Raw genomic sequence first — 12902 nt, forward strand, 5'->3', positions numbered from 1 at the left:
CGGGCCCGTCACGGGACCAACCGGGTCAGCCAGGCGCGGTCGGCGCTGATCACCAAGAGCGCGTCGTCGCCGCCGGCCACGGCGACCGGGGCAGCCGGCACCGCGAGCTCGGTCCAGGCATTGCCGTCCACGCAGCTCCACACCCGGTCCGCCGCAGCCACCAGCCGGCCGGCCGCGACCGTCAGCGACCTCAGACCAGCAGGTGTGGCCCGGCCGAAGCTCCCGGCCCCTGCCGCATCACCCGCGCCGGCACGCGGCCCACCGGCACTCGGTCCACCACCGCCACCAGGTCCGCCACCGACGGCACTCGGTCCGCCTGCGACACTCGGTCCGCCGGCGGCACTTCGTCCGTCATCGTTGAGCGGCGCCCATCGGCCGGCGTCGCGTCGCCACGCGGCGAAGGTGCCCCCTCGCTGGCCGGCCGCGATCAGGTCGCCGTGGAACGCGGTGAGCCGCTGTATCTCGACAGCCTCGACCGAGGCGCGCACCCACGTCGTGCCGTCGGCCGACTCCCAGACCGCGCCCCCGGCCATCTGTCCCGAAGCCGGCGCGGCAGCCCCGGCCAGGACGTACCGGCCGTCGAACACCGCGCCGTCGCGGGCGAGCGCACCCTTCTCCCCCACCTCATGCCGGTCGAAGCGGACGCCGTCCCGGGACAGCCAGGTCGCCGGTCCGCTCGTACGGTTACCGGCGATCAGAAAGCCGCCGGGTCCGCCTGCGATCCGGCCGACATCCACGGCCTCGTCGCCCCCGTACAGCTCGAACGGCGCCGGCACCTCGGCCAGCGCTCCGTCCGCCCGCTGGTACCACGTGCTCGTCCTAGGATTGCCGTGCGCCCCACCGCTCTGCGCGCCGATCGCCGCGATGCGACCGCTCGAGCAGGCCACCGAATAGAGGACGCTCCGCGGCCCGTAGAAGCTCCGGGGGTGCGGCGCGACGGTCACGCTGCGCCACGTACGCCCGTCCGCGCTGTCCCACGCAGCCGGCCGCGGCTCACCACCCGCCGGTTGCAGGGCGCCGACGACCCACCAACGGTTCCCGCACTGTACGGCGTCCCGCAGCACCTTCGGATCGGTGGCCGGAAGCGTCACCTCCGCTCCTCTTACCACCGGCGGTTTGCCGGCGCCTTCGTGTGCTGGTGCGTCCCGCCCGTCGCAACCGAACAGAACGAGCGCGGCGAGGAACGCCAGCACGACGCCCACCCGCCCGCGCACGTCACGCCTTCCGCAGCCGGAACGTCAACCCGATCCCCTCGTCGGTGAACGGCCTGCTCCAAGCGGCGTGGCCCTCCTCGTCGGTGATCGGCCTGCCCCAGACGTCGCCGCCCTCCTCGTCGGCGAACGGCCTGCCCCACGCGTCACCGCCCTCCGCGGGAGAGAACGGCCTTCTCCAAGCGTCGTCGCCTTCCCCCTCCGAGGCCTCGGCGTAGTCCGAGGCCAGCACCTCGTCGGCGACCAGGTCACGGTGCTCCTCGAGCGCGGCGGCCGTCTCCGGGTTGGTGGCGGTGTACCGGAGCGCGATTCGATCGGACACCTCCAGGCCGCTGGACTTACGCGCTTCCTGGATCAGCCGGATCGCTTCCCGCGCCAGGCCGGCCCGGCGCAGCTCGGGTGTCAGGTGCAGGTCGAGGGCCACCGTTGCGCCGGCCTCGGAGGCGACGGCCCAGCCCTCGCGGGGCGTCTCGGTGATGACGACTTCGTCGGGCGCCAGCTCGACCGGCTCACCCTCGACGCTGACTGTGGCCGTACCCGTGGCGAGGTCGCGTTTGAGCGCGGCGGCGTCGGCCGCCGCGATGGCCCGGGCCACGTCCTGGACGCGTTTGCCGAACCGTCTGCCCAGCGGCCGGAAGTTGGCCTTCGCCGCGGTGTCCACCAGCGACCCGCCCGCCGCCGCGACGCTGAGCACCATCCCCACGTTCAGTTCGGACGCGACCTCGGCCAGCAGGTCCGGGTCCAGGTCGGCGAAGCCGTGCGCCGACGCCAACGCCCGGGCGAGCGGCTGCCGGGTCTTCACCCCGGATTCCGCGCGGGCTGCGCGGCCCAGCTCGACGAGCCGTCGCGCCAGCGTCATCTGCTCGGCCAGACGTGGGTCGATCAGGGACTCGTCGGCCTCCGGGTACGCGGCCAAGTGCACCGATCGCGCGGCGGTCGGCGTCACGGGCGCCACGAGGTCCTGCCACACCCGCTCGGTGATGAACGGCGTGATCGGCGCGAGCAGCAACGTCACCGTGGACAGGGCCTCGTGCAGGGTCGCGAGCGCGGCCGGGTCGCCACGCCAGAACCGGCGGCGGCTGCGGCGCACGTACCAGTTGGACAGGTCGTCGACGAACGCGGCCAGCAGCTTCCCGGCCTCCTGCGTGTCGAACGCCGCCATCGCCGCGTCCACCGCGCGTACCAGAGCATTGAGTTCGGACAGAACCCACCGGTCGAGGACCGGCCGGTCGGCCGGCGCGGGGTCCGCATCCGACGGCGTCCACCCGGCGGTACGCCCGTACAGCGCCTGGAAAGCGGCCGTGTTCCAGTACGTGAGGAGCGTCTTGCGCACGACCTCCTGCAGGACGGTGTGCCCGACGCGCCGCGACGACCAGGGCGAACCCACCGCCGCCATGAACCAGCGCACCGCGTCGGCGCCGTACCGCTCGAGCAGCGGGATCGGCTCCAGGATGTTCCCGAGATGCTTGGACATCTTGCGGCCGTCCTCGGCCAGGATGAGCCCGAGACAGACCACGTTCTCGTACGCGGACCGCCCGAACACCAGCGTGCCGACCGCCATCAGCGTGTAGAACCAGCCGCGGGTCTGATCGATCCCCTCGGAGATGAACTGGGCGGGATAACTGCGCTCGAAAAGCTCCTTGTTCTTGTACGGGTAGCCGAACTGCGCGAACGGCATCGACCCGGAGTCGTACCAGGCGTCGATGACGTCCGGAACCCGGGTGGCGGTCTGCCCGCACTGGCACTCGAAAGTGACGGCATCGATGAACGGGCGATGCGGATCGAGATCGCTGAGTTCTCGGCCGGCCCGCCGGCTCAGCTCGGCCAGAGACCCGATGCAGGTCTGATGATCGTCGGGGCAGCGCCAGATGGGCAGCGGCGTCCCCCAGTACCGCGAACGGGACAACGCCCAGTCCACGTTGTTCGTCAGCCAGTCGCCGTACCGGCCGTGCTTGATGGTCTCGGGCTGCCAGGTGGTGCGCTCGTTCTCCGCGAGCATCTGGTCGCGGATCGCGGTGGTGCGCACGTACCAGGAGGGCTGCGCGTAGTAGATCAGCGGCGTGTGACAGCGCCAGCAGTGCGGATAGCTGTGCTCGTACTGTTCCTCGCGGAACAGCAGGCCGCGGGTCTGCAGATCGGTGACCAGGACAGGGTCGGCGCTTTTGAAGAACATTCCACCGACCAGCGGTACGTCAGGTGCGAAGGTGCCGTCAGCCCGAACCGGATTGACCATCGGCAACCCGTAGGCCCGGCAGCTCACCAGGTCGTCCGCGCCGAACGCGGGCGCCTGGTGCACCAGACCCGTCCCGCTGTCGGTCGTGACATAGGTCGCCAGGATCACGATGTGCGCGTCCGGCACGTCGACAAGGTCGAAAGGCCGGCGGTACGCCCACCGCTCCATCTCCTTGCCGATGAAGCTGTCACCCGTACGCGCCCAGCCCTCGAGCACTTGCTCCGCGAGCGGCTCGGCCACCACCACCCGCTCTTCGCCATCGGTGACGACCACGTACGTGACGTCCGGGTGAACCGCGACGGCGGTGTTGGAGACCAGCGTCCACGGGGTGGTCGTCCACACGAGGAGTGAAGCCTCGCCGGCGAGCGGCCCTGATGTCAGGGGGAACCGGACGTAGACAGACGGGTCGACATCCTGCTCGTACCCCTGAGCCAGCTCATGATCGGACAGTGCGGTCTGGTCCCGCGGGCACCACGGCGCCACCCGGAAATCCTCGACCAGCAGCTTCTTGTCGAAGATCCGCTTGAGCGACCACCACACGGACTCGATGTAGCCGGGATCCATCGTCCGGTACGCATCGTCCATGTCGACCCAGTAACCCATGCGCTCGGTCAGCGCCGCGAAGGCATCGGTGTGCCGGGTGACGGACTCCCGGCACTTCGCGTTGAACTCGGCGATGCCGTACGCCTCGATGTCCTGCTTGCCGGTGAACCCGAGCTCCTTCTCGACGGCGAGCTCGACCGGCAGGCCGTGACAATCCCACCCGGCCTTCCGCTCGACACGGAAGCCCTTCATCGTCTTGTACCGGGGGAACACGTCCTTGAAGACGCGGCTCTCGATGTGATGGGTGCCGGGCATGCCGTTCGCGGTGGGCGGCCCCTCGTAGAAGACCCACCCGGGTCCGCCGGAGGTCTGCTCCAGAGTGCGCGCGAAGATGCTGTTGGCGTGCCAGAAGTGCAGCACCTCATGGTCAAGGGCGGGCAGGTCGACCTGCGCGGGTACAGAACGGTACATCGGCCTTCCTCCGTCGAGTCTCGCCTGCAGAGGTCGCATCACCTCCGCCGGCTGTTCCACCGTCGGACGTCGCATCGCCTCCGCCGGCTTTTCACCGTCGGAGGGACGAGGCCTGAGCCCCGCGGTACCACCCTCCTTGGCCACGAAGGACCGTGGCCCACTCATTCGGGTCGCTCGGCTCGGAGGCTGATCTTCGCGCCGCGCACACCTCCGGGCTCCCACCATCCCCGGTCGCTCTCCGGCTGCATGCGGCGTTACTCGTCCTCGTCAACGCCTTGCGGAACCGAATCGTAGCGCAGCCGGCGCACCGGGCCGACCGGTTATCCACAGGCCCTTGAGCTGCAAAAACAGACCTGCGTCAGAGGAACCGGGAGGGATCACCGGCGCCCTCGCGCAGGATCTCCGGCGTACCCCCGGACAGGTCCACGACGGTCGTCGGCACGGTGCCGCACTCCCCCGAATCGATCACCGCGTCGACCACGTGGTCGAGCCGCTCCTTGATCTCCCACCCCTCGGTCAGCGGCTCCTCCTCGCCGGGCAGCAGCAACGTGCTCGACAGCAACGGCTCGCCGAGTTCGGCCAGAATCGCCTGCGTCACGATGTTGTCGGGAATGCGTACGCCGACGGTCTTCTTCTTCGGATGCAGCAGTCGGCGCGGAACCTCCCGCGTCGCGGGAAGAATGAAGGTGTAACTGCCGGGCGTCGCAGCTTTGACCGCGCGGAAAACCGAATTATTGATTTGTACGAACTGACCCAGCTGAGCGAAATCCCGGCACACCAGCGTGAAGTGATGGCCGCTGCCCAACCGCCGGATGTCGCGAATCCGATCGATCCCGGACGCATTGCCGATCCGGCACCCGAGCGCGTAACAGGAGTCCGTCGGGTACGCGATCAGCGCATCGTCTCGCAGGAGCCCGACGACCTGAGCGATCGCCCGTGGTTGCGGATTTTCGGGGTGCACGTCGAAGTACTTGGCCACAGGGAAAGCCTAGAACCGTACGGGGGTTGCGGATGCGCTCCAACGGTTACATTTCTTGAGTTCGCGCCGCCGACGGCTTCAGGCTCATCCGCCCGCGACCGCTCGGACGGCACCTGCCCGCGCCGGCCGGTCGTCCCGCTCAGCCTGCGCCTTGGCGAGCAGACCGACCCCGATCCCCGCGGCCAGAGCGCTGAAGCCCACGACCGCCACGCCGACGGAACCGCCGGCCACTCGCTCCCCGAGCAGGACGAGCCCGATCACGGCGGCCGCAACCGGGTTCGCCAGGGTGTTCACGGCGAGCGGCGCCGCAAGCCCATCACGGTACGAGCGTTGAGTGAACAGCAACCCGGCACCGGACAACACAGCAATCGCGACAGCAGCCAGCACAGCACCCGGCCGCGACAACGCACCGAGTCCGGCATCGCTGACCTGCACGGCAACGGTCTGGGTCAGCGCGGACGACACGCCGAACGCCACTCCCCCAGCGGCCGCCGCCCACAACCCCGATGCGCCGGGCACAGCGCTCCAACCACCCAGGGTGGTGAGGACGGCGGCAGTGACAAGCAGCAAGCCGATCAGCTGACCAGCACCCACCGCACCGATCCCGCTGGTCGCACCCATGAGGACGAGAATGCCGCCAAGCCCGGCAACGGTCACCGCCATGCCATGCCACTCGACCCGCGTGACCGCGCGCCGAACGAGAACCGCCCCGAAGGGTACGGCGAGCACAAGGGTCAGCACACCGAACGGCTGCACCAGCGACAAGGCGCCGTACCGTAGCGCCACGACGTGCAGCGCAGCCCCGGCCCCGTTCAGCCCGATCGCCGCCCCCCACAGCGGCATGCTGAGGAGCACCCGGACCGGCCGATGCGCCACCCGTTCCTGGACCACGGCGGCCCCCGCGTACGCCATCGCCGACGCGACACAGAGCACGACGGCGATCGCGGTCGACGTCACCGCTGCGGCTCCGTCCGAATTCGCCGACTGCCTAGCGCCGAAACCGCCCGCCCGCGCCGGCCGCCGAGAGCCGAAGCCGTCCGCCCGCGCCATCTGCTGAGGGCCGAAGCCGTCAGCCCGCCCCGTCTGCCCAGGGCCGAAGCCGTCAGCCCGCCCCGTCTGCCCAGGGCCGAAGCCGTCAGCCCGCCCCGTCTGCCCAGGGCCGAAGCCGTCCGCCCGCGCCGGCTGCCGAGGGCCGAAGCCGTCAGCCGTCCGAGACGGCCTGGCATCAGGGCCGCCGGCCTCCGCCGACGGCCGAGCGCGGAAACCGTCGGCCTCTCGCGACGGCCGGACGCCGAAGCTGTTGGCGTACTTCGACGGCCTGGCGCCGAAGCGCGGCGGGAGGACGGACGGGCCGACCTACGCCGCCCCACTCGACCAGCCGAAACTCCACTCAGCGCCACATGGATGACCGTACGCGCCGTCCCGGCCGCGTCGCGTCGTCTGTACGCGGTACTGAAGTCAGGCCCGCTACCCCTTCATGCGGTAGCAGCGCCAACCCGACTACCGCATCCGCAGTACGCGGGCCAGCGGCACGGCGAGCTCCTCGTGCGGGCTGTCCGTCTAGGCTTCCTCCATGGCGTTCGAGCAGCACGGACACACTCACCGCCTCGACTGGGTGGACCCGACCATCCGCGAATGGGACTGCACGGTCGTATGGTCGGATCCCGCCGACCCGGAGGCGGGCATCGTGCTCGACCGGTCGGCCTTCTACCCGGGCGGCGGCGGTCAGCCACCCGACCATGGGGTGCTCCTCTGGGAAGGCGTGCAGACCCGCATCGTCGACACGCGGAAGGGCGATGACCTCTACCTCATCCCGGCGCCCGGCGATCCCGTGCCGCGGACCGGCACGAGCGTCCGGGGAGCCATCGACGACGTACGCCGCAGCACGCTCATGCGTACCCACTCCGGCCTGCACATCCTGTGCGGTGCCGTGTTCCGCGACTTCGGCGCCCTGGTCACCGGCGGGAACATGCAGCCGGGCGAGGCCCGCATGGACTTCAACCTGCCCGAGGTGCCACCCGGCTTCAAACAGGCCCTCGAGGACGCGGTCAACGCCGAGGTCGAGGCCGACCGGAAGATCGTCACTCGCGTCCTGCCCCGCGAGGAGGCCCTGGCGATTCCGGATCTGGTCCGCACCCAGGACGCGCTGCCGCCGCTGGACGACCCCGAGATCCGCATCGTCGACATCGTGGGCCTCGACGTTCAGGCAGACGGCGGCACGCACGTGGCCTCCACGAAGCAGGTGGGCCGCATCCAGGTGGTCAAAGTGGAGAGCAAGGGCCGGCAGAACCGCCGGGTGCGCATCAAGCTGACCTGATTTCCGAATCCTGATCCATTTCCGTACGCGCCTCACGATCGAAAGGAGCCTCTGACGGACTGTCCCGCTGCTCAGCACGGCATCACCAGCTCGTCAGCAGAAGGTGGTTGACGAGAATGGCGGTCCCCGCCTGAACGACGAGCCACGCACGCCGACTCGGCACCGGCAGAAGCGCCGCGCCGGCGGCGAACCACACGGCGAACGGCAACCAGATCCGCTCGGTCTCCGCCTTGCTGAGACCCGACACGTCGGCCGCGACGATCGCCACGGCGGCAGCGAGCGGCAACAGCCGTGTCACGTCCCATGCCGGACGTTCGGGGCTCCCAACGGCTTCTGCACCTCGGCGAACCGTGGCTCGCCGGAGGATCACTGCGGTCATGGGCCCCGCGCACGCCACGAGGGCCGCGATGTTGGCCCAGACCCAGTACCCGTACGGGCGGACGCTGGCCAGGCCCTGGTAGTAACGCTCGACAACCAGGTGGTACCCGTCAGGCCACCAGAAGCCCGCCGCGGAGAAGCTTCCCGCCACGGCCACGCCGCCTATCAAGGCGCTACCCATGACGACGCCAAGCGTGGCGGGTTTCAACGCCCGGCCAGTCACCCCCACGCTTTCCGCATTGCGGTCGGTATCGGTCGACCGCGCGGTCCTCCGCGTTGCCAGTAGGGCGACGAGGACCAGGGGCGCGAGTAACACCAGCCCGTAGGACAGATAGATGCCGAAGGTGACGAGCGCTCCCCCGGCCACAGCAGCCAAGACCCGTTTGCGGGCCAGAAGCATGACACCGACAGCCGTAATGCCGGCAAACAATCCATCCGCTGACGCGCCTATCCAGACAGCACCGGGAAAGACAACTGCGAACGGAACGACGGCTCGGGCCGCCGCCTCCCCGGAAACGCTGAGGAGGCGTACGGTCTCCGGCACTGCAACCGTCGCGAGGGAGCCGACGAGGATGCACGCGAGGGCCGCCCAACCGCCGCCGCCGAGACCCGCTCGCTCCAGCCAGACGAAGATCAAGAGTGCGCCGGGTGGGTGGCCGGCCACGTGGGTTGTCCAGGAGTCCGGCTGGAAGTCGAGGATCCGACCGGTGAAGCCACGGATCATCACCGATACGTCTGTGACCCCGGGTACCTCGTCCAGATACTCCGGACCGGTCGTCAGTCTGCCAGCCAGCCCACGCTGCCACCCGTCGACCATGGCCAGGCTCAACGTCCAGGTGACTGCGACGACATAGGCGGTTAGGCGGAGAGCCCGCCACGACAGCCGCTCCGCGACCACGAAGCCTCGCCAAACGATGAGCCCCGCAACCATGAGAACCAGCGGAGTCCCTGGTCCCACGTGGGGCAACCAGTGGGCGTAGAACGGCGCCGCACTGGCTTGCACCGGCCGGTCGTTCAGGTAGAGAAGCCCACCGACCAGAGCGGCCAACGCCACGAGAGTCACCGCACCCGCGGCGGCCGCAACATCCCACCGGTCGACCATCCGGCGGCTTGGCGAAGCCGTACCGCCCCTCCGATCCGCCCCCGGCGTGCTCGGCTCGGCTGCCCCGCTCTTCCTACCCGTCGGTTGACGAATCGGCTCAGCTCCACTGCCTTTTCGACGCGCCGAGGTGCGGCTCCGCAAGGCGGGAATGCCGATCATCAGCGCAGCGCGGCACGAGCGAAGTCCGCCATGCCCGTCATCAGATCGATCTCCGCCCGGAAAGCGAGCTCGGCCTCTGCCCGCCTCGGTGAGGCCACCACGTGCCGTACGTCCCCGAGCCGGAATTCGCCCGTCACGATCGGTCGCGGCCCACCCATTGCGTCAGCCAACGCATCGGCCATGTCCAAGACCGTCGCGGGCCTCCCCGAGGCGATGTTGTACGCCGAGAATCCCTCCGCCTCGGCCGACAAGGCCGCCATGTTCGCGCGCGCCACGTCACGGACATGGACGAAGTCGCGCCGTTGCCCCCCGTCCTCGAAGACCCGAGGCGGCCGGCCGGCTTCCAGGGCAGATCGGAATATCGCCGCCACCCCGCTGTACGGCGTGTCCCGAGGCATTCCGGGCCCGTAGACATTGTGATAGCGCAACGCCACGACGGAGCCACCGGTCTGTCGCACCCACGCTGCCGTCAGATGCTCCTGAGCCAACTTGGTGGCCGCATAGACACTTCGCGGTTCCAGGGGGGCCTCTTCCGCCACGAGCACAGAGGTCAGCCGTGCGGCACAACGCGGGCACAAGGGCTCGAAGCGTCCGGCGACGAGGTCCGCCACGGCCCTGGGTGCCGGGCGTTGCGACCCATGATCGGGACACTCGTATGCCCCCTCGCCGTACACCACCATTGAGCTCGCCAGAACCATGCGACCCACACCGGCGCGGGCCATTTCGGCGAGCAGCACCGCGGTCCCGAGGTCGTTGTTGCTCACATAGTCGGGAAGGTCGTCGAGGTCCACACCCATCCCGACCATGGCCGCCTGATGCACGACAGCGTCGATGCCGTGCAGGCTGCGCCGGACCGCATCGCGGTCGCGGAGATCGACGACGTTCACCGGAACGTCTGCCACAGAGTCGGGGAGAGCCGTCCGATGCGCCGCAGGATGTCCGCAGTCCACAACGGACACGCGGTGGCCGGCCGCCACGAGCGCAGCCGTCACATGAGATCCGATGAATCCGGCGCCGCCGGTCACGAGCACATGGGTCACGACGCCGAAGGTAGGCCCGTCCGACCGCCGGTGAGAACAGCTCCGGCCAACCGTCAGCACTTCGTAAGAATGCGGCATCCGTCGTTACTTTGTAAGGGTTTCCGCGCCGGAACCGGCGATACGTTCCCGTCCATGACCGATGTCGTGCTGCCTTGCCTGAACGAGGCACCCGCCCTGCCGTGGGTGCTCACCCGCATGCCGGCCGGCTTCCACCCGATCGTCGCCGACAACGGCTCCACCGACGGCTCCACCGAGGTGGCTCGGGCGCATGGCGCTCGCGTGATCTCCGTGCCGCAGTCCGGATACGGCGCCGCCGTGCATGCCGGGCTGATTGCGGCAGATCCGGATGACGGCCTGGTGTGTGTCCTCGACGCCGACGGGTCCTTCGATCCTCGCGAGCTGCCCCGGCTCACCCTTCCGGTGCGCGAGGACGCTGCCGATCTTGTCGTAGGGCGGCGGCGCCCGACATCCCGGCGCGCGTGGCCGCTTCATGCCCGCATGGGCAATGCGCTCCTGGCCCGCCGCGTACGCCGGACGACCGGTCTCACCGTCCATGACATCGGACCGATCAGGGCGGCACGGCGGGCTGATCTCCTGGCGTTGAATCTGGTGGATCGGCGTTTCGGCTATCCCCTGGAGCTCTTGATCGCAGCAGGCCGTGCCGGGTGGCGAGTCCACGAGCTCGACGTGCCTTACCGGCCCCGGGCGGAGGGCACTCGCTCCAAGGTCACCGGCACTGTCCGGGGCACCGCACGAGCGATTCGCGACATGCGGGCGGTGCTGGCTCGATGACCCAGTTCCTCGTTCTCGCCAAGTCGCCGGTGCCGGGACGCGTGAAGACCCGGCTGTGCCCGCCGTGGACCCACGAGCAGGCAGCCATGATTGCCGCCGCCGCGCTCGCCGACACCCTCGACGCCGTCAGCTCGGTCCGGGCCGCTTCCCGCACGCTCGTTGTGGACGGCTCGTATCCAGCTCCACCTGGTTGGCAGAGCCTGCCTCAACGTGGTGGATCGCTGGGTGACCGGCTCACGGCTGCCTTCACGGACGCCGGCGGCGAGTCGGCAGTGCTCCTCGGCATGGACACACCGCAGGCGACCCCCTCTCTGCTGTCGGACGCGTGTGACTACGCCGAGGCCGATGCCACGCTCGGTTTGGCTCAGGACGGCGGTTGGTGGGTGCTCGGGCTGCGGGACTGCTCGCACGCTGACGTTCTGCGCACCATTCCGACGTCCACGGACCAGACCGGCGAGTTGACGCTCCAGGCGCTCCGAGCGCGAGGGCTTCGAGTTCGCCTTCTCCCGGTTCTCCGCGATGTCGACACAGCCGCAGACGCACGGTCCGTCGCCACGCTGTGCCGCCCGGAAAGCAGGTTCAGAACCGCCGTGGAGGCGTTGATCCATGAGTGCTGAGGTTCTCGACGTCTATGACGAGGCGCTGCGGGCGGCCGAGGAAAGCCGCGGTGCCGAGCTCATCCTCCAGGACGCCCTCGGGCGAGAGCGGATGATCGATGCCGCGGACTGGTACCGCGACCGCCTGTCGGGAGACGAGAGCTTGCTCGGCCGCTGCGCCGGGCCCACGCTCGATGTGGGATGCGGACCCGGCCGGCTCACCGTCGCTGTGAGCGCATTGGGGCATGCAGCCCTCGGTATAGACATCAGCCCGATGGCCGTCAGCATTGCGCGACGACGAGGTGCAGCCGCACTGAGGCGCAACGTCTTCGGACCCGTTCCAGGCCTCGGTCGCTGGCGTCACATCCTGCTGGCCGACGGCAACATCGGCATCGGTGGTGATCCCGCTGCGCTCCTTCGCCGGTGCCGTGAGCTCATCAGCGGCGCGGGGCGGGTTCACGTCGAGCTTTCCTCACCGGGCGTGCGGAGCTGGGCGGGACGAGCAACCGTACGCGGAGCCAACGACCGACCCGCCGCGGCATTCCGCTGGGCGGAGGTGGCTGCGGACGACCTCGCCACCTTCGCCGGGCCGGCCGCGCTGCATCCCGTCGACACCTGGCAGGAGGCCGGGCGATGGTTCGCGTCCTTGGAAAAGATCTGAAGCTTCCCGACCTTGTGAAGCCTGAGTCCTTCGATTCGGGGCTCCGGTCGACCCGGTTGACGAGTCAGCTCGGCATTGCGCTGGGCGTCGCCTTCGCCGTGTGTTTCGGCACCGGACTCATCAGCCATCTCATCCAACATCCGCCGGCCTGGTTCTGGTGGCCGTCACGGCCTGCGGGTCTCTATCGATTCACCCAAGGTCTCCATGTGGCGACAGGCCTGGCATGCATACCGTTGCTGGGCGCCAAGCTCTGGTCGGTCTACCCACGCCTCTTCGAGCGTCCCGCAGTGCGCTCGGTGAGCCACGCACTGGAACGCGCGAGCATTGTCCGCGGCCAGTGAATGATCCCCATAGGCGGCCATTTACCGCCCCGCTGATGGCCAAGGTCCTCCCCGCGGACGGCCAGATACTTCCCCGCTG

The 12902-nt window shown here is 69.5% G+C and carries 11 protein-coding genes; 5 read left to right on the forward strand and 6 right to left on the reverse strand.

Features of this window, described 5'->3' with window-relative positions; translation table 11 throughout:
• Positions 1-8 precede the first annotated feature (8 nt).
• The 4 genes from AB0K03_RS39805 to AB0K03_RS39820 form a co-directional block, all read right to left on the reverse strand.
• Entirely contained in the window at positions 9-1091 is a 1083-nt protein-coding gene (locus AB0K03_RS39805; protein WP_364696915.1) for a hypothetical protein, read from the reverse strand.
• Positions 1092-1215: 124 nt separating this feature from the next.
• Positions 1216-4458: an isoleucine--tRNA ligase gene (gene ileS / locus AB0K03_RS39810; protein WP_364696918.1), complete on the reverse strand. Its 3243-nt coding sequence runs from the start codon at positions 4456-4458 to the stop codon at positions 1216-1218.
• Positions 4459-4816: 358 nt separating this feature from the next.
• Positions 4817-5437, reverse strand: a complete 621-nt coding sequence (locus AB0K03_RS39815) for an L-threonylcarbamoyladenylate synthase (RefSeq protein WP_364696921.1) — start codon at positions 5435-5437, stop codon at positions 4817-4819.
• An 84-nt stretch (positions 5438-5521) separates the two neighbouring features.
• Complete coding sequence (locus AB0K03_RS39820; protein WP_364696924.1) at positions 5522-6394, reverse strand: hypothetical protein; 873 nt, start codon at positions 6392-6394, stop codon at positions 5522-5524.
• A gap of 616 nt (positions 6395-7010) precedes the next feature.
• Here AB0K03_RS39820 and AB0K03_RS39825 point away from each other — a divergent pair.
• Positions 7011-7754, forward strand: a complete 744-nt coding sequence (locus AB0K03_RS39825; RefSeq protein ID WP_364696927.1) for an alanyl-tRNA editing protein — start codon at positions 7011-7013, stop codon at positions 7752-7754.
• An 82-nt stretch (positions 7755-7836) separates the two neighbouring features.
• On the opposite strand, the gene AB0K03_RS39830 is transcribed toward AB0K03_RS39825, so the two are convergent.
• Both AB0K03_RS39830 and AB0K03_RS39835 read right to left on the reverse strand, forming a co-directional pair.
• The gene (locus AB0K03_RS39830; RefSeq protein ID WP_364696930.1) at positions 7837-9234 is read right to left on the reverse strand and encodes a hypothetical protein; all 1398 of its coding nucleotides are present in this window, start codon (positions 9232-9234) and stop codon (positions 7837-7839) included.
• 158 nt (positions 9235-9392) lie between these two features.
• Positions 9393-10433 carry an NAD-dependent epimerase/dehydratase family protein gene (locus AB0K03_RS39835; protein WP_364696932.1) on the reverse strand — a complete coding sequence of 347 codons (1041 nt, stop codon included), beginning with the start codon at positions 10431-10433 and terminating at the stop codon, positions 9393-9395.
• A 132-nt stretch (positions 10434-10565) separates the two neighbouring features.
• On the opposite strand from AB0K03_RS39835, the gene AB0K03_RS39840 reads away from it, so the two are divergent.
• Genes AB0K03_RS39840 through AB0K03_RS39855 form a run of 4 tightly spaced genes read left to right on the forward strand, consistent with a single transcriptional unit; the run spans position 10566 to position 12823 of the window.
• Entirely contained in the window at positions 10566-11225 is a 660-nt protein-coding gene (locus AB0K03_RS39840) for a glycosyltransferase family 2 protein (RefSeq protein ID WP_364696935.1), read from the forward strand.
• Complete coding sequence (locus AB0K03_RS39845) at positions 11222-11842, forward strand: DUF2064 domain-containing protein (RefSeq protein ID WP_364696938.1); 621 nt, start codon at positions 11222-11224, stop codon at positions 11840-11842. The genes AB0K03_RS39840 and AB0K03_RS39845 overlap by 4 nt, the downstream gene beginning before the upstream one ends.
• The gene (locus AB0K03_RS39850) at positions 11832-12482 is read left to right on the forward strand and encodes a class I SAM-dependent methyltransferase (RefSeq protein WP_364696941.1); all 651 of its coding nucleotides are present in this window, start codon (positions 11832-11834) and stop codon (positions 12480-12482) included. The genes AB0K03_RS39845 and AB0K03_RS39850 overlap by 11 nt, the downstream gene beginning before the upstream one ends.
• Positions 12455-12823 carry a hypothetical protein gene (locus AB0K03_RS39855; RefSeq protein ID WP_364696942.1) on the forward strand — a complete coding sequence of 123 codons (369 nt, stop codon included), beginning with the start codon at positions 12455-12457 and terminating at the stop codon, positions 12821-12823. Before AB0K03_RS39850 ends, AB0K03_RS39855 begins: the two co-directional genes overlap by 28 nt.
• Positions 12824-12902 lie beyond the last annotated feature (79 nt).

Source organism: Actinoplanes sp. NPDC049316, from assembly GCF_040677315.1.
GTDB lineage: Bacteria > Actinomycetota > Actinomycetes > Mycobacteriales > Micromonosporaceae > Actinoplanes.